At 73.4% G+C, this 25,244-nt stretch carries 18 protein-coding genes and 1 pseudogene; 8 read left to right on the top strand and 11 right to left on the bottom strand.

The window, feature by feature from the left end; all coding sequences use genetic code 11:
• Positions 1–129: pseudogene (locus ACWDUZ_RS37125) on the top strand (ABC transporter permease); the annotation flags it as partial.
• 6 nt (positions 130–135) lie between these two features.
• Positions 136–876: a sirohydrochlorin chelatase gene (locus ACWDUZ_RS37120; protein ID WP_451636243.1), complete on the top strand. Its 741-nt coding sequence runs from the start codon at positions 136–138 to the stop codon at positions 874–876.
• A gap of 26 nt (positions 877–902) precedes the next feature.
• On the opposite strand, the gene ACWDUZ_RS37115 is transcribed toward ACWDUZ_RS37120, so the two are convergent.
• Positions 903–1,535 (bottom strand): mycothiol-dependent nitroreductase Rv2466c family protein, encoded by a 633-nt coding sequence (locus ACWDUZ_RS37115; RefSeq protein WP_451636242.1) that lies wholly within the window; start codon positions 1,533–1,535, stop codon positions 903–905.
• A 150-nt stretch (positions 1,536–1,685) separates the two neighbouring features.
• Positions 1,686–2,231 (bottom strand): DUF1697 domain-containing protein, encoded by a 546-nt coding sequence (locus tag ACWDUZ_RS37110; RefSeq protein ID WP_451636241.1) that lies wholly within the window; start codon positions 2,229–2,231, stop codon positions 1,686–1,688.
• 246 nt (positions 2,232–2,477) lie between these two features.
• Here ACWDUZ_RS37110 and ACWDUZ_RS37105 point away from each other — a divergent pair, with 246 nt between their 5' ends.
• Positions 2,478–4,724 carry an MMPL family transporter gene (locus ACWDUZ_RS37105; RefSeq protein ID WP_451636240.1) on the top strand — a complete coding sequence of 749 codons (2,247 nt, stop codon included), beginning with the start codon at positions 2,478–2,480 and terminating at the stop codon, positions 4,722–4,724.
• Between the two features lie 399 nt (positions 4,725–5,123).
• Positions 5,124–5,987, top strand: coding sequence for a phosphotransferase enzyme family protein (locus ACWDUZ_RS37100; RefSeq protein WP_451636239.1), 864 nt, complete (start codon positions 5,124–5,126; stop codon positions 5,985–5,987).
• 25 nt (positions 5,988–6,012) lie between these two features.
• Here the strand turns inward: ACWDUZ_RS37100 and ACWDUZ_RS37095 are convergent, their stop codons facing one another.
• Both ACWDUZ_RS37095 and ACWDUZ_RS37090 read right to left on the bottom strand, forming a co-directional pair.
• The gene (locus ACWDUZ_RS37095; protein WP_451636238.1) at positions 6,013–6,735 is read right to left on the bottom strand and encodes an exonuclease domain-containing protein; all 723 of its coding nucleotides are present in this window, start codon (positions 6,733–6,735) and stop codon (positions 6,013–6,015) included.
• Between the two features lie 109 nt (positions 6,736–6,844).
• Positions 6,845–8,083: an SAV2148 family HEPN domain-containing protein gene (locus ACWDUZ_RS37090; RefSeq protein WP_451636237.1), complete on the bottom strand. Its 1,239-nt coding sequence runs from the start codon at positions 8,081–8,083 to the stop codon at positions 6,845–6,847.
• Positions 8,084–8,395: 312 nt separating this feature from the next.
• On the opposite strand from ACWDUZ_RS37090, the gene glgX reads away from it, so the two are divergent.
• The 3 genes from glgX to ACWDUZ_RS37075 all read left to right on the top strand — a co-directional run bounded on the left by glgX (position 8,396) and on the right by ACWDUZ_RS37075 (position 14,515).
• On the top strand, positions 8,396–10,513 hold the full coding sequence (gene glgX, locus ACWDUZ_RS37085) for a glycogen debranching protein GlgX (RefSeq protein WP_451636236.1): 2,118 nt from the start codon (positions 8,396–8,398) through the stop codon (positions 10,511–10,513).
• Positions 10,514–10,818: 305 nt separating this feature from the next.
• Positions 10,819–13,185, top strand: coding sequence for a malto-oligosyltrehalose synthase (gene treY, locus ACWDUZ_RS37080; RefSeq protein ID WP_451636235.1), 2,367 nt, complete (start codon positions 10,819–10,821; stop codon positions 13,183–13,185).
• A gap of 79 nt (positions 13,186–13,264) precedes the next feature.
• Complete coding sequence (locus ACWDUZ_RS37075; RefSeq protein WP_451636234.1) at positions 13,265–14,515, top strand: M14 family zinc carboxypeptidase; 1,251 nt, start codon at positions 13,265–13,267, stop codon at positions 14,513–14,515.
• A gap of 83 nt (positions 14,516–14,598) precedes the next feature.
• Here ACWDUZ_RS37075 and ACWDUZ_RS37070 read toward each other — a convergent pair whose 3' ends face one another.
• Together ACWDUZ_RS37070 and ACWDUZ_RS37065 are read right to left on the bottom strand one after the other, a co-directional pair.
• Positions 14,599–15,066, bottom strand: a complete 468-nt coding sequence (locus ACWDUZ_RS37070; RefSeq protein WP_451636233.1) for an SSI family serine proteinase inhibitor — start codon at positions 15,064–15,066, stop codon at positions 14,599–14,601.
• Positions 15,063–16,376, bottom strand: a complete 1,314-nt coding sequence (locus ACWDUZ_RS37065) for a M14 family zinc carboxypeptidase (RefSeq protein WP_451636232.1) — start codon at positions 16,374–16,376, stop codon at positions 15,063–15,065. The genes ACWDUZ_RS37070 and ACWDUZ_RS37065 overlap by 4 nt, the downstream gene beginning before the upstream one ends.
• 308 nt (positions 16,377–16,684) lie before the next feature.
• Between ACWDUZ_RS37065 and treZ the strand changes: the two genes are divergently transcribed.
• Positions 16,685–18,439, top strand: coding sequence for a malto-oligosyltrehalose trehalohydrolase (treZ, locus tag ACWDUZ_RS37060; protein ID WP_451636231.1), 1,755 nt, complete (start codon positions 16,685–16,687; stop codon positions 18,437–18,439).
• Between the two features lie 129 nt (positions 18,440–18,568).
• Here treZ and ACWDUZ_RS37055 read toward each other — a convergent pair whose 3' ends face one another.
• The 5 genes from ACWDUZ_RS37055 to ACWDUZ_RS37035 form a co-directional block, all read right to left on the bottom strand.
• Entirely contained in the window at positions 18,569–19,543 is a 975-nt protein-coding gene (locus tag ACWDUZ_RS37055; RefSeq protein ID WP_451636230.1) for an aminoglycoside phosphotransferase family protein, read from the bottom strand.
• Between the two features lie 46 nt (positions 19,544–19,589).
• Entirely contained in the window at positions 19,590–20,717 is a 1,128-nt protein-coding gene (locus ACWDUZ_RS37050) for an aminopeptidase P family protein (protein WP_451636229.1), read from the bottom strand.
• Positions 20,718–21,002: 285 nt separating this feature from the next.
• Entirely contained in the window at positions 21,003–21,578 is a 576-nt protein-coding gene (locus tag ACWDUZ_RS37045) for a PDZ domain-containing protein (protein WP_451636228.1), read from the bottom strand.
• Between the two features lie 30 nt (positions 21,579–21,608).
• The gene (gene cyc2 / locus ACWDUZ_RS37040; protein WP_451636227.1) at positions 21,609–23,801 is read right to left on the bottom strand and encodes a germacradienol/geosmin synthase Cyc2; all 2,193 of its coding nucleotides are present in this window, start codon (positions 23,799–23,801) and stop codon (positions 21,609–21,611) included.
• A 133-nt stretch (positions 23,802–23,934) separates the two neighbouring features.
• On the bottom strand, positions 23,935–25,137 hold the full coding sequence (locus ACWDUZ_RS37035; RefSeq protein WP_451636226.1) for a damage-control phosphatase ARMT1 family protein: 1,203 nt from the start codon (positions 25,135–25,137) through the stop codon (positions 23,935–23,937).
• Positions 25,138–25,244: the final 107 nt, after the last annotated feature.

Genomic DNA, 25,244 nt, shown 5'->3' with positions numbered 1-25,244 from the left:
AGCTCCATGTCCATGGTCTTCCAGGCCATCGTCCTGATCCTGTTCGTCGGCATCGCCATCGACCTGCTGATCTTCAGTCCACTGGAGCGGTGGGTGCTGCGCAGCCGCGGCCTCTTCGTGAAGAGCTGATCGCCCATGTTCCCCCGGCCCGTTCTCCTGGTCATCGCGCACGGCAGCCGTGATCCGCGGCATGCCGCGACCGTGCACGCCCTGGTGCACCGGGTGCGGGCGACGCGCCCGGGTCTGCGGGTGGAGACCGGCTTCCTGGACTTCAACGTGCCCTCCGTGCACGGCGTGCTGGAGTCACTGGCCGCCGAGGGAGTGCGCGACGTGGTGGCGCTGCCGCTGCTGCTGACCCGCGCCTTCCACGCCAAGGCGGACATCCCGTCGGTGCTGCGCCAGGCTCCGGCCCGGCTGCGGATCCGGCAGGCCGACGTCCTCGGGCCGTCGCCGCTGCTGACGACGGCCCTGGAGCGCCGGCTGCACGAGGCGGGGCTGTCCCCCGCCGACAAGTCCTCGACCGGGGTCGTGCTGGCCTCGGCGGGGTCCTCCGAACCGGAGGCGATCGCAGTGATCGCAGAAATCGCGCGGGAGTGGCGGCACACCGGTTGGTGCGCCGTGCGGCCTGCGTTCGCCTCCGCATCCCTTCCGCGCACCGAGGACGCGGTGCGCGAACTGCGGGAGGCGGGCTGCGCGAAGGTCGCGGTCGCCCCGTACGTCCTGGCTCCCGGCTTCCTGCCGGACCGCATCGCGCGCGGGGCGGCCGGCGCGGACGTCCTCGCCGATGTGCTCGGCCCCGCACCGGAGGTGGCGCGGGTGCTGCTGGAGCGGTACGACGCCGCCCGGCAGCCGCTGATCACGGCCGTCGGTGCCTGAGCGGGCCGGGGCGTGCCGGGCGGCCCTCAGTCGAAGCGGAGCGCTCCGGTGCGGGTGCGCTTGAGCTCGAAGAGGTCGGGGTGGCCGGCCAGCTCGAGGAAGGCGTCGAAGAGCCGGGCCGCCTCGGCGCCGCGCGGGATCGCCCGCAGCACGGGGCCGAACCACACCGTCCCGTCGACGTGCACCGTGGGCGTCCCCACGTAGCGGCCCGAGTCCGGTTCGGCACCGCTCTCGTGGCTGCGGCGCACGGCGTCGTCGTAGGACGGATCGTGCGCGGCCCCGGCCAGTTCGGCGGGGAGCCCGAGTTCGGCGAGCGACTCGGTGACCACGGCGTCGAAGTCCGTCTCCTTGCGCTCGTGGATCCGGGTGCCGAACGCGGTGTAGAGGTCGCGCAGCACCTTGTCGCCGAGCCGTTCGGCGGCGGCCACGGCGACGCGCACCGGGCCGATCGACTTGTCGACCAGTTCCCGGTACCAGTCGGGCAGTTCGTTGCCGATGTTGTGCAGGTACAGGCTCATGACGTGGAACCGGAGGTCGAGCGGGCGCTCGCGCTCGACCTCCAGCAGCCACCGTGAGGTGATCCAGGCGAAGGGGCAGGCGGGGTCGAAGTAGCAGTCGACCCGGGTGGCCGGGGCGGTGTTCTGACGGGAGTCGGTCATACGGCCGAGCCTAGGACCCGATTGGCGCGTCAGCACGGTCCAATCAGCGGCTGCTTCATTGGTCCACTTGTCCGCCGGCCGGACGGGTTCGGCCGACGACAGTGAGATGCCCTGGCCCGGCCCGGACCTCGCGTCCGCCCGGCCACCGCCTCACTCCCCGGTCATCTCCACGAGCTTGACGACCGTGTTCCAGTTCCGGGTCGTGGCGATCAGGTCCTTGGTCAGCCGGGGCCTGGACAGCTGCTCGGCGAGCTTGGAGCGGCCGAGGCCGTCCGGCGCGTACAGGTACAGGGCGCGGTCGCCGAGCCTGAACTCCTCCGGCAGGTAGGCCGCCTGGTCGAGTTCGGCGTAGCGGGCGGCGTCGACAGGGGCGGAGAAGTAGGTCACGTGCAGCTGCTTGGCCTGGAGCTCGGAGGCCGGAAAGGGGCAGGCCTCGGCGACGGCCCGCAGATAGGCGTGGTCGCGCACGATCGCGTCCACCGTGAACCCGAACCGCTCCTCGATCGCGGCGACCAGCTCCGCCGCCAGAGACCCCTCGTCGCCGTGGCCGGCGGCGAAGACGGCCTGGCCGCTCTGGAGGTAGGTGCGGACCTCGTCGTGGCCGAGCTCCTGCAGGAGGGTGCGCAGCTCGGCCATCGGCAGCTTCCGGTTGCCGCCCACGTTGATCCCGCGCAACAGCGCCGCGTACGTCGTCATCCGCCCACCTTAGAGCGGTCACCCTGATCACCACCCCCGAGAAGGACGGATGGTTGTAGGGGACCACCGTCCTCCCCAGTGCGGAGACGCCGGGCTACGACGGGAGGAGCGGTGGTCGTCCCACTTCACCGGTCAGCACGACGAGCTGCGCTTAGGCAGCCCATACCGTCGTTGCGGAAGGTGGCGGCAGCAGGTCGCCGCCGCGCACGAGGGCCTGACGAGAGGCCTGGAGGGGGCAAGCCCGTCATGGGGAACCGAGAGACACGGGTGCGGGGCCTCGCCGCGCGGGCCGGCGGCTGGTCCGCCCGGCACCGATGGGCGGCAGTCGGCATATGGGTGCTGTTCGTCGTCCTGGCGATGGGGCTGGGGTCGGCGGCGGGCCGGACGGACGTGAAGGACAGCGACCAGCTCAAGGGCGAGACACACACCGCCGCGAAGATCATCGAGGACGCCGGGATCGAGGAACCCGCGAGCGAGAGCGTCCTGGTCCAGGCGAAGGACGGCACGACCAAGGCCACCGACGCCGCCTTCCGAGCCGCCGTCGCCGACGTCATGAAGGCCGTCGGCGCCACCGGCCGGGTCACCGACGTGACCTCGCCGTACGACACCAGGACCATCTCCCGGGACGGCCGCAGCGCGCTGGTGCAGTTCGACATGCGCGGCGACGCGGAGACCGCGGGCGACCGGGTCGAGCCGGTGCTGAAGGCCGTCGAGGGCGTCCAGAAGGACCACTCCTCGCTGCGGATCGCGGAGATCGGCGGCGCCAGCATGAACAAGCAGTACTCCGACGCCTTCGGGGACGACTTCCAGCAGGCCGAGTACTCCGCCGTGCCGGTCGCCCTGGGCATTCTGCTGATCGCCTTCGGAGCGCTGGTGGCCGCGCTGCTGCCGGTGGCACTGGCCATCACGGCGATCATGGCGACGATGGGCCTGATGGGCATCGTCAGTCACCTGCAGCCGATGAGCGACACCGCCAACTCCGTGATGCTGCTGGTCGGCATGGCGGTCGGCGTCGACTACTGCCTGTTCTACCTGCGTCGGGAGCGTGAGGAGCGGGCCGCCGGGCGCGACCCCGGTACGGCGCTGCGCATCGCGGCGGCGACCAGCGGCCGGGCGATCGTCGTCTCCGGTGTCACGGTGTGCGTGGCGATGGCGGGCATGCTGTTCACCGGGCTCGCCGAGTTCGAGGCGATGGGCCTGGCCTCGCTGATGGTGGTGGCGGTCGCCATGGTCGGGTCCGTCACGGTGCTGCCGGCACTCCTGTCGCTGCTGGGCGAGCGGGTGGAGAAGGGACGCCTCCCGTTCCTGAGGCGGCGTCGTCGCGGCGGTGGCGGGGAGAGCCGGTTCTGGACGGCCGTGCTGCGCGGAGTGCTCGCCAGGCCCATGGTGTCGGTGGTCGTGGCGGTGGGCGCGCTGCTCGCCGTGGCGGCTCCGGCGCTCGGCATGAAGACCTCGCAGCTCACACTGGACCAGGAGTTCGGGAACTCACTGCCCATCGTGCAGACGTACAACCGGGTCAACGACGCCTTCCCCGGCGGCTCCGAGCCGGCCCAGGTGGTCGTCAAGGCGAAGGACATCAAGTCCCCGGAGGTCCGTTCCGCGCTGGCGCGGTTCAAGGAACAGGCCGTCAGCTCGGGCGCCTCGCGCGGCCCGGTGGACATCAAGCTGTACGAGGACAGGAACGTCGTCTTCGTCTCCGTGCCGCTGGTCGGCGGCTCCGACTTCGACAAGGCGGGCAAGAGCCTGGAGAAGCTGCGCGACCAGGTCCGGCCCGCGACGCTCGGCAAGGTCGAGGGCGTGCAGGCGCCGATCACCGGCCAGGTCGCCGGCTCGCACGACTTCAACGACCAGCTCGTCGGGTCGGTCGTCCCGGTCTTCGCCTTCGTGGTGGTCTTCGCCTTCCTGCTGATGCTGCTGTCGTTCCGCTCCCTGACCGTCGCGATCACCTCCATCCTGCTGAACCTGCTGTCGGTGGGCGCGGCCTACGGCATCCTCGTGGCCGTCTTCCAGCACGGCTGGGGCGCCTCCCTGGTGGGCGCGGAGGGCGTCGGCGCGATCGTGACCTGGCTGCCGCTGTTCCTCTTCGTGATCCTGTTCGGGCTGTCGATGGACTACCACGTGTTCGTGGTCTCCCGGATCCGCGAGGCGCGGCTGCGCGGCCGGACCACGAAGGAGGCCATCCAGCACGGTGTGGTCACCACGGCGGGCGTGGTCACCAGCGCCGCCGTCATCATGGTCGCCGTGTTCGCGATCTTCGGCACGCTGTCCATGCAGTCGATGAAGCAGATGGGCGTGGGCCTGGCAGCCGCGGTACTGATCGACGCGACGCTCATCCGCGGTGTGCTGCTGCCCGCCGTGATGGCGCTGCTGGGCGAACGCAACTGGTACCTGCCGAAGTGGCTGCACCGGCTGCCCGACCTCACCCACGACGAGACGCCGGAGGTCGTGGTCGCCTCCTCGGTGCCGGAGCAGGGTGAGCGCCTGACGGTCTGATCCGTCGCGCCTGCCCAAGGGCGTGTCGGCCGCCGGCGGGAGGGCCCGTTGGTTCCTGGGGGAACCGGCGGGCCCTCTGGGACGCTCTGATGGCGTTCGTGCCCGCTCATGCCCGCGCGGACCACGGCTCCGCCTCGGTCGGACCGGCGGCCCGGCGCGCTCCGCCCTTCTCGGCGTCCGGATCCGGATCGGCCGCGCGCTGCGGCGTGAAGCCCAGGCACTCCTCACCCCGACGATGACCGGCTCACGGCCCCCACCTGGACGGATGCGACACTGGGCGTCGGACGACGAGCCGCCGGCTCCGGCGCCGAACACCGGTTGCGGACGGCGGGCCCGTGGGCGAGCGCGCATACGAACCGCGGGCACGGACCCCGGACAGGGACAACGGAGGCGGACGACATGGACGAGGCGCGGGCGCGGGACGTACTGGCCGGGGCGGAGGTGCTGTCCGGGTCGGTCGGCGAGGCGCGGCTGCTCGCGCTGGGCGAGAACGCGGTGTTCGCCGTCGGTGATCTCGTCGTCAAGGTGGGCCGCGACGCCGAGCTGCTGGACCGGGCGAGGCGCGAGCTGCGGATCGCGGTGTGGCTCGCCGAGGCCGGTGTCCCGGCGGTGCGCGCCGCCGAGCCGGAGCCGCTGCTGGTGGACGGGCACCCGGTGACCGTGTGGCACCGGCTGCCCGACCCGGTGCGGCCCGCCGAACCCCGGGACCTGGCGGAACTGTTGGGCATCGTCCACGCACTGTCCGCCCCGGACTTCGGACTGCCGCCCCGGGAGCTGCTGGACGGGGTGGAGCGGTGGCTGCGGCTCGCGGGCGACGCGATCGACCCGGCGGACGCGGCCTGTCTGCGCGAGCGCCGGGACGGCTTCGCCTCGGCCGCCGCCGCGCTCACCCCGCATCTGCCGCCGGGCCCGATCCACGGCGACGCGCTGCCGCGCAATGTGCACATCGGCCCCGACGGACCGGTCCTGGTCGACCTGGAGACCTTCTCCGCCGATCTGCGCGAGCACGACCTGGTGGTCATGGCCCTGTCCCGGGACCGCTACGGCCTGCCCGCCGAAGCCTACGACTCCTTCACCGCCGGCTACGGCTGGGACGTACGGGAGTGGGAGGGCTGCTCGGTGCTGCGCGGCGCCCGGGAGACGGCGAGCTGCGCCTGGGTCGCGCAGCACGCCCCGGGCAACCCCAAGGCCCTGGCCGAGTTCGAGCGCCGGGTTGCGTCCCTCAGGGACGGCGACGAGACCGTCCGCTGGTACCCCTTCTGAGTACCGCCCGTTCTCGGCCCCCGGCTCAGACCGGTTCCTGCGCCGGCTGCCGCAGGGGCCATGTCCCGTCGACCACCGCCGCCGCGTCGCCCTTGCGGCGCAGGAAGGCCTGGAAGTCGGCGGCCCAGGCGGCGTACCACTCGATCTGACGGCGGTGCAGTTCCGCCGGGCCGAGGGCCGCCACCTTGGCGTGCCGCCCGGCTATCGCGCCGGCCAGCCGAGCCGCGGCGAGCGCGTCGGCCGAGGCGTCGTGCGCCGCGTCGAGCACGACGCCGTACTCGGAGCAGACCGCCTCCAGGGTGCGCTTGCCGCGGCGGTAGCGGTCGACCTGGCGGTCGATGGTGTACGGGTCGATGACCGGGCCCGGTGCCGCGCCGCCCAGGCGGTCGCTGAGCGAGGGCAGGCCGTGGCGCCGCAGCTCGGCGGAGAGCAGCGTCAGATCGAAGGCCGCGTTGTAGGCCACGACCGGTGTGCCCGCCTTCCAGTAGCCGGTCAGGACGTCCGCGACGGCGTCGGCCACCCGGTCGGCCGGGCTGCCCTCGGCGGCGGCCCGCTCGTTGCTGATCCCGTGCACGGCGACCGCGTCCGGTGGGATCTCGACGCCGGGGTCGGCCAGCCATTCCCGGTGCCCGACCGGCTCTCCCTCCCTGACCTCGATCACGGCCGCGGTGACGATGCGTGCCTGACGCGGATCCGTCCCGGTCGTCTCCAGGTCGAAGCCGATCAGCAACTCCCGGTGCCAGCCCATGGCGGCCCCCCTTCTCGTGGTGCTCTCCCCCAGGGTCTTCACCTTCGCATGCGCCACTGACAATCAGAGAACCGCGTTCCGCCTTCCGTCGCGGCCCCCTGAGGACATTTCACGACACCGGGCGTGAATCCACCCACATCGTCTCGAACTCCTCGCGATAGGCGGCGAACAGCCCGCCCTCGTCGACCTGGTCGGACCTGACCACCTTGGTGCCGTTGCGCAGCACGAACACCGGCGCCTCCATGCCCCGGCTGTGCCGCAGATAGGACTGGACGACGCCGACGCCGTCGGAGCCGTCGCCGTCCACCAGGTAGGCCGTGACGCGCGGTGTCTCGTCGTAGACCTGGATCTCGAAGGCGCCCGGGTCGCGCAGCCGGGAGCGCACCCGGCGCATGTGCAGGATGTTCATCTCCACCGAACGGCTCAGTTCGCCCCGTTTGAGGCCGAGTTCGCGTTCACGCCGCTTGACCGCGCTGGAGGCCGGGTTGAGGAACAGCAGCCGTACCCGGCAGCCGGACTCGGCCAGGCGCACCAGGCGGCGGCCGGAGAAGTTCTGCACGAGCAGGGTGAGGCCGATGCCTATGGCGTCCAGGCGGCGGGCGCCGCCGAAGATGTCCTCGGCCGGGAACTGGCGCAGCAGCCGTACCCGGTCCGGGTGCACGGCGACCACGTCCGCGTACCGGTCGCCGACCAGGTCCTCCACCGCGTCCACCGGCAGCCGCCGGGCGGAGGGCACGTCGCCGCCGGTGCCGAGCATCTCCAGCAGCCGGGCGGAGGCGCGTTCGGCCTGGCCCAGCACCGCCTCGGACAGGGCCCGGTTGCGGGAGACGACGTTCCGGGTCACCTCCAGCTCGTCCAGGGCGAGCTCGACGTCCCGGCGCTCGTCCAGGTAGGGCTCGAAGCAGGGCCAGTGCTGCACCATCAGCTCACGCAGCTGGGGCAGGGTGAGGAAGCTGATCACGTTGTCGTCGGCCGGGTCGAGCAGATAGCCCTTGCGTCGGCTGACCTCGCGGACGGCGACCGCGCGCTGCACCCACTCCTGTCCGGCCGGCCCGGCGGCGGCGACCACCCAGTCGTCGCCGTGGACGGGCTCGTAGACGGGCCGCAGCACGGCGGCGACGACGGCGCGCAGCCGCTGTTCGACGAGGTTGAGCCAGATGTAGGCCCGGCCGGCACGCTGGGCGCGGGTGCGCACCTCTCGCCAGGCGTCGGCGTCCCAGTCCAGCTCCGGCCCGATGGCACCGGCGTCCATGGGCCGGGCCAGGGACACCGCGCCGGGCGGGACGTCTGTGGAGCGCCCCTCGTGACCCTCGTCACCAGGGGGCAGCTCCAGGCCTCCCGAGCCCACCCGTGCACCGCCTTCCGCTCCCCCGAGCACTCCCCGTCCCAACGATCAAGGAAGGGTACTCCGGGAGCGGTGCACGGTGCAGCCGGATGGACGGCTCCTTTCCCAACTTCCCCCAGTCGTCTCTGTGTTCCAAGGGTCACCGGCGGCCGGAGTGAGCGGATTCATAGCACCGCCGGCCCTGCCGTCCCGGCGGCCCCGGGCGCGCCCCGGCGACGCACCCGGCCCCGGGGAGGCACGCGGATCTCTCACTTTCGGGGAGACTCGGAGGCCGAGGCGCCACCGCGGCGCCGCACACCTGAAAGAGTCGTGTCCATGCAGGTCTGGCCTGGAGAGGCGTATCCACTCGGCGCCACGTACGACGGCGCCGGAACGAACTTCGCGGTCTTCACCGAGGCCGCGGACCGAGTAGAGCTGTGTCTGCTGCACGACGACGGCTCGGAGACGGCGGTGGAACTGCGGGAGAGCGACGCGTTCGTACGGCACGCGTACGTGCCGGGCGTGATGCCGGGGCAGCGGTACGGGTTCCGGGTGCACGGTCCCTACGCCCCCGAGCGCGGGCTGCTGTGCAATTCCGCGAAACTGCTGCTCGACCCGTACGCGCGTGCGATCAGCGGCTCGATCCGGTGGGGCGAGGAGGTCTACGGCTACCACTTCGACGACCCCGGACGGCGCAACGACCTGGACTCGGCGCCGCACACCATGACGTCGGTCGTGGTCAACCCGTACTTCGACTGGGGCGACGACCGGCCGCCGCGGCGCGGCTACCACGAGACGGTGATCTACGAGGCGCACGTCAAGGGACTGACGATGCGGCACCCGGGGCTGCCGGAGGAGCTGCGCGGCACCTACGCGGCGCTCGCCCATCCGGCGGTCATCGAGCACCTGACCGAGCTCGGGGTGACGGCGCTGGAGCTGATGCCCGTACACCAGTTCGTCAACGACCACCGTCTGGTGGACATGGGCCTGAGCAACTACTGGGGCTACAACACGATCGGCTTCTTCGCCCCGCACAACGCCTACGCCTCCTGGGGCGACCGCGGCCAGCAGGTGCTGGAGTTCAAGTCGGCGGTACGGGCGCTGCACGAGGCGGGGATCGAGGTCATCCTCGACGTGGTCTACAACCACACCGCCGAGGGCAACCACCTGGGCCCGACGCTGTCCTTCAAGGGCATCGACAATCCGAGCTACTACCGGCTCACCGACGACAAGCGCTACTACATGGACACCACGGGCACCGGGAACTCGCTGCTCATGCGGTCCCCGCACGTGCTCCAGCTGATCATGGACTCGCTGCGCTACTGGGTGACCGAGATGCACGTCGACGGCTTCCGCTTCGACCTCGCGGCGACCCTGGCGCGCCAGTTCCACGAGGTGGACCGGCTGTCGTCGTTCTTCGACCTGGTGCAGCAGGACCCGGTCGTCTCCCAGGTCAAACTGATCGCCGAGCCGTGGGACGTGGGTGAGGGCGGCTACCAGGTGGGGAACTTCCCGCCGCTGTGGACGGAGTGGAACGGCAAGTACCGCGACACCGTCCGCGACCTGTGGCGGGGCGAGCCACGGGCGCTGGCGGAGTTCGGCTCCCGGCTGACCGGCTCCTCCGACCTCTACCAGGACGACGGTCGCCGCCCGCTGGCTTCCATCAACTTCGTGACCTGCCACGACGGTTTCACGCTGCGCGACCTGGTGTCGTACAACGACAAGCACAACGAGGCCAACGGCGAGGACAACCGGGACGGCGAGAGCCACAACCGGTCCTGGAACTGCGGTGTGGAGGGCGACACCGACGACCCCGAGGTGCTCGGGCTGCGGGCGCGGCAGATGCGCAACTTCATCGCGACGCTGATGCTGTCCCAGGGCGTGCCCATGATCAGCCACGGCGACGAGTTCGCCCGCACCCAGCAGGGCAACAACAACGCCTACTGCCAGGACAACGAGCTGTCCTGGGTGCGCTGGCCCGAGCCCGGTGAACAGCCCGGCGAACTGCTGGACTTCCTGCGGGCGATGGCCCGGCTGCGCAGTCGGCACCCGGTCTTCCGGCGGCGCCGCTTCTTCCACGGACGGCCCGTGGAGGGGACCCACGACGAGCTGTCCGACATCGCCTGGTTCACCCCGGAAGGCCCGGAGATGGCCCAGCGGGACTGGGACTCGGCGCGGGCTTCGGCGCTGACCGTGTTCCTCAACGGCCACGCCATCTCGGAGCCCGGCCCGCGCGGGGAGCGGATCTCGGACGACTCCTTCCTGCTGATGTTCAACGCCGCGCCGAAGCCCCTGGACTTCGTCGTCCCGGTGGACCACGGACGCCAGTGGCAGGTGGTCGTCGACACGGCCCGCACCGACCCGGTGCCGCCGGGCACCGGCCGCAAGGTCCGCGCCGGGGACCGGCTCACGCTCACCGACCGCAGCCTGACAGTCCTCCAGCGGCCCGCGTAGCGGCCCGGGTGCCAGGAGCCGCGTACGCCGTCGGCCGCGCTCACCATGGCGCGGCCGTCGAGCGTCCTGCCGAAGGACGGTGCCACGCCGACGGAGGCGCCGAGTGCGCCGGGACCGGCGGGCGAGGGCGATCGCGCCGCCGGTCCGCCCCGCGGCGGCCGGGGCTTCACCCGTCCGGGCGAAGAGGGGCACACCGCCGGACCGGACGGTGCCCGCGGGCAGGCGCCCCGGGGGGACGGGACCGGAAGCCGTGCCCCGGCCGGGCCGATGACACGAAAGGCCGCCGGGCGGGTACGTAGGTTTCCATGACACCCGAGCGCCCCGAACCCGCTGTGCCGACGGCCACCTACCGGCTCCAGCTCCAGCCCGCCTTCCCGTTCGCCGCCGCCGTGGCGGCCGTGCCGTACCTGGCCTCGCTCGGCGTCTCCCACCTGCACCTGTCCCCCGTCCTCGAGGCCGTACCGGGCTCCCTGCACGGCTACGACGTCGTGGACCACACGCGCGTGCGCCAGGAACTCGGCGGCGAGGAGGGCCTGCGCGCGCTGGCCCGCACCGCCCGGGAGCACGGGCTGGGGCTGGTCGTGGACATCGTGCCGAACCACATGGCCATGGCGCCGCGCCACAACCACGCCCTGTGGGAGGTCCTGCGGGAGGGGCCCGCGTCCCCGTTCGCGCGCTGGTTCGACATCGACTGGCAGGCCCAGGACGGCAAGGTGCTGCTGCCGGTGCTCGGGCACCCCGTCGGCAAGGAGCTGGACCAGCTGAAGGCGGACGGCGACGTCCTGCGCTACCACGACCACGCGTTCCCGCTGCGCGAGGGCACCGGGAAGCTGCCGATGCCGCAACTGCTCGACGCCCAGTGGTACCGGCCGGTGTGGTGGCGGCTGGCCCGTACGGACCTCAACTACCGGCGGTTCTTCAGCATCTCGGAGCTGATCGGGGTGCGGGTGGAGGACCCGGAGGTGTTCGAGGCGACCCACGCCAAGATCCTCCAGCTGCTGCGCGAGGGCGTGATCGACGGTCTGCGCGTCGACCACCCCGACGGCCTCGCCGACCCGGACGCCTATCTCGACCGGCTGCACACGGCGACCGGTGGCCGCTGGACGGTCGTGGAGAAGATCCTCTCGGACGGCGAGCGCCTGCCGCCGTCCTGGCCGGTCGCGGGCACCACCGGTTACGACGCCCTGCGCCACGTCGACGGCCTGTTCACCGACGCGGCCGGGGCGGACGAACTGCTGGAGCGGTACCGGCGGTTCGCCGCTCCGCAGACCGACCGCGGCGGGGACTGGGCGGCCACCGTGCGGCGGGCCGCCTACAACGTGATCACGCACGAGCTCGCCGCCGAGACGGAGCGGCTGACCCGGGTGGCGAGCCGGGTGTGCGCCACGTCGCCGACGCCGGCGCTGCGCGACCGCGCCGCCTGGACGCTGCGCACCGCGCTCCAGGAGCTGCTGGTCCGCCTGGAGGTGTACCGGCCGTACGCCTCGGTGGACCCCGCCACCGTGGTCACCGAGGAGGCCGCCGCCGAGGCCCGGCTCGCCTTCGTGGTGCCGGAGGAGGGCGAGGCCGTGGACGTCGTGCGCGACCTGGTGCTGGGACGGGCCGGTGACGGGCCGGACCACGTGGAGTTCCGCACCCGGTTCGCGCAGGCCGCCTCCGCGCTGCGCGCCAAGTCCGTGGAGGACACGGCCTACTACCGCTACGTTCCGCTGCTGTCCGCCAACGAGGTCGGCGGCGGCCCCGGGCGCCCGGCCGTGTCCCCGGAGGACTTTCACGCGTACTGCGCACGCGTGCAGCGCGACTGGCCGGTCACCGGGACGGTGGTCTCCACGCACGACACCAAGCGCAGCGCGGACGTCCGGGCGGCGCTGGCCGTGCTGACCGAGTGCCCGGGGCGCTGGGCGGGAGTGCTGGACGAGGTGACGGCCGACGGGGTGGGCGCGCCCGACGGGCAACTGGCGTGGGCGGCCTGGCAGACCGTGTTCGGGCTGGGCCCGGCGGACGGTCGGCGGGTGCGGCAGGCGCTGCTGAAGCATGTGCGCGAGGCGGGCCTGTACACGAGCTGGACGGAGCAGGAGCCGCCGTACGAGGAGGCGGTGGACCGGTTCGTCGCCGAGGGTCCGTGCGGGCCGGCGGGAGAGCCGGTGGCGGCGCTGCGTGCGGCGCTGGAGCCGCACATCCGGGCGAACGTGCTGGGGACGGCCCTGTTGCACCTGACGATGCCGGGCGTGCCCGACCTGTACCAGGGCACGGAGACCGAGTGCCGGACCCTGGTGGACCCGGACAACCGGCGGCGCGTGGACCTCCCGCCCGCCGACCCCGGCGACAAGGGGCGGGTGACGATGGCGGCACTGCGGCTGCGGGCCCGCCGGCCGGAGCTGTTCGGCACGACGGCGACGTACGCGCCGCTGGGAGCGCGGGGCCCGGCGGCGGAGCACTGCGCCGCGTTCGTGCGCTCCGGCGAGGTGGTCACGGCCGCGACCCGGCTGTCGCTGCGGCTGGCGGAGGCGGGCGGCTGGCGCGACACGCGGCTGCCGCTGCCGGCCGGCCGGTGGACCGACGTGCTCACGCCCGGACGGGAGTTCGAGGGACAGGTGCGCGTGGCGGAGCTCTTCGAACGGCTGCCGGTGGCGCTGCTGGAGCGGACCGCGGGGCCGTCGGGGCGGGAGTGATCGCGGGGTCCGGCGTTCTTGACAGTTCCCCGAGTCCGTGGGGTACTGCGGAATGCGAGTCCGGGCGGACAAGTCGGGGGTGAGTCCACTGCCGGAGCTGCGCTATCCCAGTGTTCCCGAACTGACCGCCGCCGCTCGGTCCCTGGCCGCACGCCGGCCGGGCCTGTGCGAGATCGACCAGGTCGGCGTCTCCCGCGCGGGCAGGCCGCTGCACCTGCTGTCGGTCGGTCACGCCCGGCGGGCCGTCCTGGTGGTCGCGGGCGCCCACGCCAACGAGCCCACCGGTGGCTCCACCCTCCTCGCGCTCGCCCGGCGGGTGCGGGACGAGCGGCGGCTGCGGGCGGACACCTCCTGGCACTTCCTGCTGTGCGCGGACCCGGACGGGGCGAGCCTGCACGTGACACCGGCCCCGCACAGCCTCCTCGACTACCACCTCGGGTTCTTCCGGCCCGCCGGTGCCGAGCAGCCGGAGTGGTCGCCCTCGGTGCTGCCGCCCGACCGGCTGCCGCCCGAGACCCGGGCGCTGCTCGGGGTCATCGACACGCTGCGCCCGTATGTGCAGGTGACGCTGCACGGCACCGATCTGGGCGGCAGCTGGGTGCAGCTGACCAGGGACGTGCCCGGGCTCGCCGAACCGTTCGGCAAGTCGGCGGCGGAGCTGCACATACCGGTGGAGACGGGAGCCTGCGACGCCGCGGGGTGGCCCGTCTCGGGGCCCGGGGTGCGGGTGATGCCGGAGCCCGGCTCGGGCGTGGCCTACCCCAGCCTGCCGGACGACGCGCGGCACAGCACCTGGTACCACGCGCACCGGTACGGCGGCATGACGGCGGTCGTGGAGGTGCCGATGTGGGCGAGCGACCTCGTCGACGATCCCGCCCCGCATCCGGCCCCGACGGCGGCGATCCGGCGGCTGGCGGCGCGGCTGCTGCGGGACGCCCGCCAGGTCGAGCTGGTGCTCGGTGACGCGCTGCCCCGGCTGGACGGCGCCGACGGACCACTGCTGCGGGCGGCGAAGTGGGGGCTCGGCCTGGCACCCGGGCTGGCCGCGGACCTGGTCGGCACGCCTCTCGCCGACACGACCATGGCGTACGTCGGCAGCGTGGACGCCTTCGCCCGCCGGCTGCCGCTGCGCGCCGCGGCCATGCTGCTCCGGGTCCTCCGTCGGACCGGCGACCCCGCCGCCCCCGGCCTGGAACACCTCGTGACGGCCTGGAGCGAGTCCTTCGCCACCCGCTTCCGCGCCCGCTGGGTCCCCCTCCCCCACCAGGTCGAGCACCAGTCCCGCACCGTCCTGGCCACCGCCCACCACGCCCGCGAACTGACGATCTGACGGCCGACGGGGCTCGCGGACCCCGGCGGCGGCGTCGTGACCGTCGGTCCGGCAACGGCAGGCGCGCGGACGACCGGCGCGGCTCAGGCCTCCAGGGCGAACACGTCTCCCGTGTTCGCCTCCATCACGCACCGACTGGCGTAGGTCTCCGTGTAGTCGACCGCGCGGCCCTGCCACACGCCTCGGGCCTGGACGGTGACGGGGGCGTAGATCATCGAGCAGACCGCGTCGTCCTTGCGCGGGATCAGGCGGATGTCGCCGCGCACGGATCTGAGCTGGGCGCAGGCCGCGGCGGCGTGCGCGTGGCCCCGGGGCGGGTCGCACCGCAGGAGGGCGCCACGGGTGTCGCCCGAGGGGGTGGTGCCGCGGGCGACCGTGGGGGTGGCGCCGCGGGCGACCGTGACGTAGAGCCAGTCGTCCTCGCCGGGGGCGTGGTGGGCGCTCCGGGCTCCCTGCACGGCCTGGGCCGGGAGCGCTGCCCCGAGAAGGAGGGCCGCCGCCGCCATCGTGCCGCGCCGCAGCCGGGTCGTCGTCCTGCTGAAGTGGGTCATTCCCCATGTATCGGCACGGTGGCCCCCGGTCCCCACCTGGTCTCACCCGAACGGGAGTACGCGCGCGCGAGCCGGCAGGCGGCGAGCACCATCCTGGTCTGGTACTCGGACTGCCGGGCGACCGGTATCCAGCGCGCCCCGAGGCCGTCGCGGTAGTCCGCGCACCACTCGTCGATCAGCCGGTCCAGATCCGGCAGGACACCGGCCGGGTCGTTCCCGGCGGCACGCACGAGGCGGTGGATCAGCCCGGCGGTGCGCAGGACGAGGCGCCGGCCGGAGACACGCAGGGCGGCCAGGTGGGCGTTGGTCAGCGGCGGCAGCGCGCGTGCCGTGCCGTCGTCGGTGTCGGGGTCCCATGCGTCGGCGAGACCGGGGCAGACCAGTAAATAGTCGTCCACCGGCGCCAGCAGGCGGTCCGCGCCCGGCACGCCGGCGACGTGCGGGCGGGCTCGGGCCAGGAGCCGGGCCAGGTGCCTGGTGTCGTCGCGCAGGGCACGGCTCACGGCGCGCAGCACCGCGTCCGGGTCGGTGGGCGCCGAGCCGTCGCCCACCGCGGTCACGCCCCACATGGGTGCCTCGACGACGGCGGTGAGGGTGCCGTGCCGGTCCGGGTGGAACCAGGTGGACTCCACGGCCGCCTCGGTGATGGCGGCGGCCAGGTCACGCCGGCGCGGGGGAGGGATCCGGTACACGGCCGGACCGAGGCGGGGCCAGTACAGGGCGTCGTAGGCGCCCAGTTCCCGCGGTATGCCGAGCCGGGCCGCGGTGTGCGCCAGGCGCTGGGCGAGACCGGGCAGGTCCCGGGTCAGCTCGACGAAGCCGCCGCCGACGTCCACGCCGTGCAGCGAGCACTGCACGAACGGCCGCAGTTCGTCCTGGAGGCCGAGCAGGGCGCGGGTCTCGGGCAGCGCGGCGGCCTCGGCTCCGTCGGGCAGCCATTCGGGCTGCTCCAGGAAGCCGGGCCGGAAGAAGTTCCGGAAGTAGGCGCCGAGGGTGTAGGGGCCGGTGAGCCAGCCCTCGTTGCGGCGCGAGCCGTCGGGGTCGAGGCAGAGCAGCAGGTTCCAGGTGATGTCGGCGGCCGCGCCGGTGGCGGGTGCGGCCAGGACGCGCTCGGCCAGCCGCAGGACGGTGGCGCCGCCCACCGGCTCGTTGGCGTGGGGCCCGGCGACGACGAGGGCGTGGTGGCTGCCGTGGCCCACCGAGAGCAGTCGCAGGGGCGTGCCCGCGCGGGAGGTGCCGACGCGGCGCAGCCGAGCGTCCCCGGGGTGACGGGCGACGAGTGCGGCGGCGTGCGCGCCCAGCTCGTCCACGGTCGGGTAGCGATGGAGTGGGGGCAGGGCACACCTCCACAATGCGGTGCCGCTGGTTCACCACATGTGCATGGTGTACGCACAGTCAGTCACGATGTTGTCGATCCGTCAACACCACCGTGCGAAAACAGACTTGACCGGTCGCGACGGGCATCCCGCAGACCGTGGGCGAAGGGGGCCAAGACGGTCCCCGAGCGGGCGGATCCGACGACACCCACCGCAAAAGGAAGCATCCGAGGGCGGATTGATCTCTTTTGGAGGACGATGGACGCACTCCATCACGGTGAGCAGACGAAGGGGAACCGTCCGTGCAGTTCGAGGTGTGGGCACCGCAGGCCGACCGTGTGACGCTCCGGTGCGACGGGGCCGCGCGCGCGTTGGAGCGCGATCCGGATCGGCTGGGCTGGTGGATCGGTGAGGCCGAGGCGCGGGACGGCTCGCGGTACGGCTTCGCGCTGGACGACGGGCCCGTGCTGCCCGACCCGTGCTCGCGGCGGCAACCGGACGGCCCGGACGGGCTGAGCGCGGTCGTCGACCACGCCCGCCATGCGTGGCGTACCGCGGACTGGGCGGGGCGGCCGCTGCCCGGCGCGGTCCTGTACGAGCTGCACATCGGCACGTACACGCGCGAGGGCACCTTCGACGCGGCCGCCGAGCGGCTTGAGCACCTGGAGGAACTGGGCGTCACCCACGTGGAGTTGATGCCGGTGTGCCCGTTCCCCGGCCGGCACGGCTGGGGGTACGAGGGCGTCTCGCTGTGGGCGGTGCACGAGCCGTACGGCGGCCCGGAGGGGCTGAAGCGCTTCGTCGACCGGGCGCACGGGCTGGGCCTCGGCGTGGTCCTGGACGTCGTCCACAACCATCTGGGTCCGTCCGGCAACTACCTGCCGCGATTCGGGCCGTACTTCACCGACACCCACCACACGCCCTGGGGCGCCGCCGTCAACCTGGACGCGCCGGGGTCGGACGAGGTGCGGGAGTTCCTGATCGGCAGCGCGCTGGCGTGGCTGCGGGAGTACCGGATCGACGGGCTGCGTCTGGACGCGGTGCACGCGCTGGCCGACACCCGCGCGTGTCACTTCCTGGAGGAGCTGTCCACGGCCGTGGACGCGCTCTCCGCCGACCTCGGCCGCCCGCTGTTCCTGATCGCCGAGTCGGACCTGAACGACCCCCGGCTGATCACTGCGCGGGCGGAGCACGGCCTGGGCCTGCACGCCCAGTGGAACGACGACTTCCACCACGCCCTGCACAGCGCGCTGACCGGTGAGACCCGGGGCTACTACGCCGACTTCGGGCGGGCCCCGCTCGCTGCCGTCGCCAAGACGCTCACCGGGGGCTTCTTCCATGACGGGACGTACTCCAGCTTCCGGGGCCGCCGCCACGGCCGTCCGCTGGACCGCAGCCGGGTGGCCGGCCACCGGCTGCTCGGTTACAGCCAGACCCACGACCAGGTCGGCAACCGGGCCCAGGGAGACCGCCTGTCCGTACTGCTGGCGGACTCCCCCGGGCTGCTGGCGTGCGCGGCCACGCTCACGCTGACCGCGCCGTTCACACCGATGCTGTTCATGGGCGAGGAGTGGGGCGCCGGCACCCCGTGGCAGTTCTTCACCGACCACACCGATCCGGAGTTGGCCGAGGCGGTGCGGCGGGGCCGGCGGCGGGAGTTCGCCGCGCACGGCTGGGCGGCGGAGGAGGTGCCCGACCCGCAGGACCCGGCGACCCGCGACCGCTCCTGCCTGGACTGGTCCGAGCCGCGTCGCGAGCCGCACGCGCGTCTGCTGGCCTGGTACCGGCGGCTCATCGCGCTGCGGGACGAACAGCCGGACCTCACCGACCCCGACCTCGCCGACACCAAGGTGGCCTACGACGAGGAGGCCCGCTGGCTCGCCTTCCGGCGGGGCGACATCCGGGTGGCCGTCAACCTCGGCAAGGAGCCCGCGGCCATTCCCCTCGGCACCCGCCCCGCCGAGCTCCTGGCCGCCTGGGACCCGGTCGACGTACCCGACGGCGACGGGGTGCTGCACCTGCCCGGGGAGTCGTGCGTGGTACTGGCACAGAACTGACCGGCTCTGAGCCGCCGACCGGGCCGAAGCCGCCGACCGGCTCCGGGCCGGGGCGGGCCCGCCGCCCGCGATCCCGCCGGACGTCGGGGAGCGGGCCTCGGGCGTGCTCGTGGCTCCCCGGTCACAGCACTAGGGTGCCGGGATCCCGTCGTCGCCGGTGTCCTCGCAGTCCTCGCGGAGTTCCGTCACTCGTTCCAGGAGGATCGGCTCCCAGGCGCGGCGGAGCCGGGACCTGAGAAGGGGCAGCGGGCTGTCGTCGCGGCCGTCGAGGCAGCCGGCGAGCCGGATCACGCTGTCGCAGCGGGCCAGCCACAGGCCGCGCAGGCAGGGGCGGGCGCCGTAGCCGGCGAGGGTGGCGGCGCGCACGGCGGCGGGAGAACCCACGGCGAGGGCGAGACCGGCGATGTCCTCGGCGGGATCCCCCACCGTCGCGTCGGTCCAGTGGAGGACGCCCCGCACCCGGCCGTCCGCGCTGACCACCAGGTGCTCGGCCGTGAGGTCGTGGTGGACGAGCACGGCGGTGCCGGTCTGGGCGGCGAGCTGGGCCGCGCCGGGCGGGGTGAGCTGGTGCATCCGGGCGGGATCGAACTCGTCGGCCTTGCCGAGACGCTCGGCGGCGTGCACGGCCATGCGGCGCAGCGCCTCCAGGGAGCGGGGCGCGGTGCGCGGCACGCCGAGCGCCGCGGCCTGGCGGGCGGGCACCGCACGCAGTCCCGTGAGCAGTCCGGCCAGGTCGTCCTCGCCGACGGCGGAGACGTCGTGCCCGCCCGTGGTGCCGCCGGTGATCCGCGTGTCCAGGGTGTACGTCAGTCCGGGCGCCCACTCGCCGTGGGCGACGCTGGCCGGCACGGTGACCGGCAGGTGCGGCCGGACGAGGTCGCGCAGGCGCACCTCGCGTCGCTGGCGTGCGGCGGCCTCGCGGTCGGGGGCGAGGCGCAGCACATGGCGGGTGCCGACCCACCAGGTGGAGTGCTCGCCGCCCTCGGCGACGGGACGGACGTCGGGTCCGGCGGCGGTGCCGGCCCGGTCCCGGGTGCTCTCCTTGAGCAGGGTGCGGACCAGTCTGCGGAGGGTGTCCGCAGTGGGTGTCGGTGCCTGGGTCATCGTCGGGCCGTGTCGATTCGGGTTGCGGACGGGGGCTGCCGGTCGGTCATTCCACCAGGACCATCTCACGCGTCGTGTCGTTGAGGCGGCGGCCTCCGTCCTCGGTCACCGTGACGATGTCCTCGATGCGGACGCCGAACCGGCCGGGCAGGTAGATGCCGGGCTCCACGGAGAAGCACATGCCGGGCACGAGGGGCTGTTCCTCGCCCTCGATCATGTACGGCGGCTCGTGCGTGGTGACGCCGATGCCGTGGCCGGTGCGGTGGATGAAGTACTCGCCGTAGCCGGCCTCGGCGATCACCTCGCGGGCGGCCCGGTCGACCTCCTGGCAGGCCGCGCCGGGACGCACCGCCCGGAAGCCGGCCTCCTGGGCCTCGCGCACGATGTCGTGCACCCTGCGCTCCTCGTCGGTGGGCTCGCCGACGTGCACGGTGCGGGTGGTGTCGGAGCCGTAGCCGTCCTTCAGGCCGCCGAAGTCGAGGACGACCATGTCGCCGCGCTCGATGACGCGGTCGCCCATCTCGTGGTGCGGGTTGGCGCCGTTGGGGCCGGAGCCGACGATGGTGAAGTCCACCTGGGAGTGCCCGAAGCGCCGCAGCAGCTCGGCGAGGTCGGCGCCGACCTCCGACTCGCGGCGCCCGGCGAAGCGGACCTTGCGGATCTCCTCGAACGCCTGGTCGGCGGCGGCGCCCGCGGCGGCCAGGAGCCGCAGTTCCGCCGGGTCCTTCACGGCCCGCAGCATCGGCAGGGCCTCGGTGAGGGAGGCGTAGGAGGTGCCGGGCAGGGTCCGCTGGAGGCCCAGCAGGTGCATGGCCCAGGCGTTGTCGCTGATGCCGAACCGGCCGGAGCCGTCGAGCAGCTCGGCGGTGAGGGCGTAGGGATCCTTGCCGTCGGTCCAGTCCCGCAGGGTCAGGGCGGGCGCGCCCTCGGCCCCGGCGGCGTCCGGCGCCTCCAGGGTGGGGACCACGAGCACGGGGTCCCGGCCCGGGGCCAGGACGAGCAGGGTGAGCCGTTCGGTGACGGCGGTGGGCGTGTAACCGGTGAGCCAGACCATGTCGGGGCCCGGCGCCACCAGCAGCCCGGCCAGCCCGGCGGCGGCGGCCGCCTGTGCGGCACGCGCCATCCGGGCCCGGTAGTCGTCGGCGGTGAAGGACGCGGGCGCGGTGCCGGTCATCCGGGCCTCCGTATTCGGCTGACGGGCTGATGATGGACCCACGGGCAGCATCCTGCCCGTCCGCGCGGGGCCGCGCGAGCCGGTCGGCCGCATCCGCCGGGCGCCGCGGGCCCGTCGCCCCGCCCCGTCCGGTGGCCGACCGTGCGACCGGTGGTTCCGCCCCCATGTTATGACTCGGCACCCACCCGTCCCGCACGCTCCGTACCGGCGCCACGACACACCGTTCATCCCACCGGCAGCGCACGGCGGTCGCGCCGCACTTCACCCCGGCCGAGGACGCCCACCTCACACCACCACTCCGGGCACCACGGTCAGCCGCTCCTGGCCGCCGCCGCGGTGCCGTACCGTCAGTACGACCTTGCGGCCGGGGCGCGCCCGGGCGACCGCCCGGGCCAGGTCCGCGGCCGAGTCGACGCGGGTGCCGCCGAACACGAGAAGCACGTCTCCGCGGACGAGGCCCGCCGAGTAACCGGGGCCGGGCACATGGACGCCGACGACGCGGGCTCCCGGCCCGATGACGTCGACCGCCTCGATGCCGAGGGCCGGGCGCACCGGGGCCGACATGGGGCCCGCGGACGCCGTCCGGCCCGGCGGGGCGGACCGGGGAGCCGCCGCTCCCGGTCCCGCCGCCCGGTGTTGCGGCTCGGCCGTTCTGCTCATGCCGATCACGGTGGCGCTCACCGTGCCGATCCCGATCCCGGACAGCAGCAGGGCCAGGCCGCCGAGCAGACCGAACACGACGGTCAGCAGCCGGCGGAAGCCGCGGCGGGCGGCGCGCGGGCGCCGGACGGTGCCGCGCGAGGTGCCGCCCCGGGGCTCCCGGCCGGGCAACGGCTTGGGACGCAACGCGGTCTGTTCCATCGATCGCCTCCGGCTGGTGTGCCCGGCGCCTCAGCCGACGGGCAGGACGGGGGCCGGCGGGCGGTCCGGAAGGAACCCATGGGCGCGGCGCGCCAGCCACTCGGCCTTGTAACGGTCCACGTTCCGGTGCCAGTTCAGGATGCCGGCCATCCAGTTCTGCAGGTCCGCGACGTAGCCCCGCATGGCGGCACGCGCCTCGTCCGACAGTTCGAAGTCGTCGTACACGACGGGCAGTTCGTGCGCGACGACGTGCTCGAACTGACGCATGCGCTGGGTCATCAGGTCCTGGACGACGGCGAGTGCGGCCGGGTAGTCGATGCCGAAGAAGTTCTGCACGACGAGGATCGCGTTGTGGATCTCGCCCTCGTACTCGATCTCCTTCTGGTACGAGAAGACGTCGTTGAGGAGGCAGGCGTAGTCGACGGCCGCGTTCTCCAGGGAGCGGACCGGGCCGGTGCGGTAGACCTCGGACGGGATCGCGGGGCCGTGTCCCATCCGGCACAGGCTCAGGGTGAGGTCGGAGCCGAAGGTGGCGCGCCGCATCTCCAGGTAGTCGACGGGGTCCGGGATGCGGTTCTGCACCTGGTTGGACAGCTCCCACACCCAGCTCCCGGTCATCGCGTCGATCGCCCGCTTGAGGGTGCGCCGCTGGTCCGGTGTCATCTCCGCGGTGGTGCGGGCCCACAGGTCGGTCAGCCCACGCTCCATGGCGTTGAGCGGCACGACCGGCTCCTCGCCCTCGACGGGCATGCACCCCGACAGCCGGGCCGTGGTCAGCCGGGCGGCGGCCACGTCCCGGCGGCGGCCATGGACCAGGGGGTAGTAGTCGTCGCCGTAGGTGCCCCAGGCGAGCCAGCACGCGCTCAGGTCGAGCGCCTCGGGCGTGGCGTCCGGGTCGAGTCCCGCGGAACACAGCGCGAGATCGTAGGCGGCGAGCTTGTCCTCGTCCCAGACGCCCTCGGCGAGGATGCCCGTGCGGTGGCACCACGCGGTCAGATGGGAGCGGGCGGCGTCCAGGTGCGGGCTGAGCCGGAGCTCGTAGGGCATGTACAGGTCGGGGATGCGGGAGGGCCCGACCTTCTGGAACGGCACATGGGTGTAGGCACGCCACCTCCCCCACCGCCTGGACGACGTGGGAGGCGCCCCCAGGGCGTTCGCGTCCGCGAGCAGCGCGCGGACGTCGGTGCCGGTGGTGCCGAGGCCGGTCGGCCGCCAGGGGCTGTCCGCGCGTGCCCCTTTGTTCATGTACCGGCTGGAGCGCATGTGCCACTCGTGCCCGCCGGACTGCCAGTCCTGAAGGCCCTTGGCGTACGCCGCCACCGCCGCCGTCCGGTCGGGGGTGAGGCCGTACTCCACGGCGAGCGCGGGCACCTCGGTGAGCGCGGTGTGCTCGAACTGGTGCAGCCGGGAGGTGAGGACATCGTTGACGGTGTCGGCGGCCTCCTGGGTGGTGCAGCCGAAGAAGGTCTCCAGGACCAGCACGCCGTTGCTCAGCTCGCCCTCCTCCTCCACCTCGCGCTGGTAGGAGAACAGGTCGTTGCGCAGGTGCACGGCGTCGGAGAAGGTCTCCATGAGCACCCTGAGCGGCCTGGTTCCGGCGACGCACGCGGGCACTTCGGCGGTGGCGTACTCCACCAGCCCGGCCGACCAGGGGGCGCCGCCGACCTTGCGGCGCATCTCGATGTACTCGACGGGGTTGGCGACGCGCCCTTCGTTGATGTTGGACAGCTCCCACAGGGACTCGTTCAGCAGGTGCTCGGTGGCCACCGCGAACCGCCGCCGCCAGCCGGCCGACATCGACGGCACCGTGCGCGCCCACAGGTCGGCGAGGCCGGCCTCCACCGGGTTCTCCGGTTCGGGCACGGGGGTGTCGAGGTCGAGCGGCATGAACAGGGGCAGCCGGTCCAGGTAGGCCTTGCCGCCGGCGCGGTCCTGACTGCGTTTGAACGTCTCCAGGAAGTGGTCGTCGAAGAAGAAGACCCACACGTACCAGTCGGTGATCAGGGAGAGGGCGGGGCCGTCGCAGTCGGGGTGGGTGTAGGCGCAGAGCAGTCCGTAGTCGTGCGCGTCGAGGTCGGACTGCTCCCAGATCCCGGAGCCCTCCAGCATGCCCATGTCGCGCGCCCACTGCGTCGAGTGGGCGCGGGCCTCGTCGACGTGCGGGTTGAGCCGCGCGGGGTACGGCATGTAGAAGTGCGGGAGTTCGAAGGGCTGCTGCGTCATGGCCGGGCACTACCCGCGACACTCCGGCACCATCCTCCGGCGCGGATCCGATCACACCATCGCGTGAATCGCCGCCGGAACCCGCCCGTGACCAGCGGCGGTTCGTCAGGAGGGCCTGACGCGGCAGGCGCCGTCAGGCCCCGGCGACCTGGATCAGCGCGTGTGTGCCGCTGGTCCGCCAGCCCGGGCCCTCGGCGGTGTCGAGCGCGGCCTCCGTGCCGGCGTCCAGGCCGGTGACCACCTCGGACTTCAGGGTGCGCAGGGCCGCGACCGGGCCGGGGAAGTACGCGGTCACGTCCGCGAACGACGTGGTCGCGGGCCACAGCCGGTCGCCCACCAGGCGCCGGTAGTTCAGGTCGCCCTTGAAGACGGTCAGCGTGCTCGCGGCGAACTCCTCGCGCATATCGCCCGGCATCCGCGCGTACGGCAGCGGGGCGCAGGAGAACGGGTGCGCGCGGACCGTAAGCCGCCCGTCGGCCAGCGCGGACCACAGCCGGCGCCCGTAGCCGTGGGCGGCGCGGGGCGCGGCGGCCAGCCGGCGCACGGCGTCGACGACGTCGGCGGTGGTGGCGTCGGAGACGTAGTACGGGTACGGCTTGACGTGCAGCACCACCCGCGCGGCGCGGCCGCGGCCGAGGAGGTCGGCGACGAGGAGCAGGTCGGGGACGAGTTCCCGGCCCGCGTTGTCGGCGACCAGGCAGAGCGTGCCGGTGCCGGAGGGCGGCAGCAGCGACCACAGGGCGTCGCTGTCGTCCGCGAGGAGGCGCGGGGTGTCCCGGGTGACGTCGGTGGCCCCGGCCGGGGCGTCGGCCGAGGCCACCGACAGGCGGAAGCCGAGGTCGGCGCGGTTGCCCCAGAGCGAGCCGTGCAGCAGGGCGGCCGAGCGCTCCGCGTCCGGTACGCCCTCCAGGGCGTCGAGCGCGGCCAGTTCCTCGTCGGTGTCGTGGGCGTCGAGTTCGGCGAGCTTGGCCGGCCGGAACGGGTCGATGCCCTGCCACGGGCCGGGCCCGAAGTAGCCGACGGCCTCGAGGAGCAGGCGGTAGAAGTAGCTCTCGGACCACAGCCACGGCACGTCGAACCAGGACCGGCCCTCGTACCCGGCCAGTCCCCAGGCCGTCCAGCGGTCCCGGTCGTGAGCGGCGGCGGGGAGCGGTTCGATCACCCCTTCGGTGCAGTTGCGCAGCAGCGCGTCGAGAGCGCGGTGCTGCTCGGGGCCGTAGGGAAAGGCCTCCCGCACCTGCCGGATGACGGCGGGGTGCCGCTCGGCCAGCACGCTGTGCGGGAAGGAACCGGGTTCGCCGCCGAGGAGCACCGGCGCGGTCGGGATCTCACGCATGGGCCCACGCTAGCCAACGGCCGCGCGCCGGACACGTGGCGACGTGTCCGGCAAGGAGACGCGCTGACCCTCCTGGAGCTCACGGAAGCCCTGGGTCTGGATGTTCG

The organism is Streptomyces sp. NPDC003393, assembly GCF_053589015.1.
The sequence above is the reverse complement of the archived record's forward strand: the minus strand, read 5'-3'. Positions and strand labels throughout refer to the sequence as shown.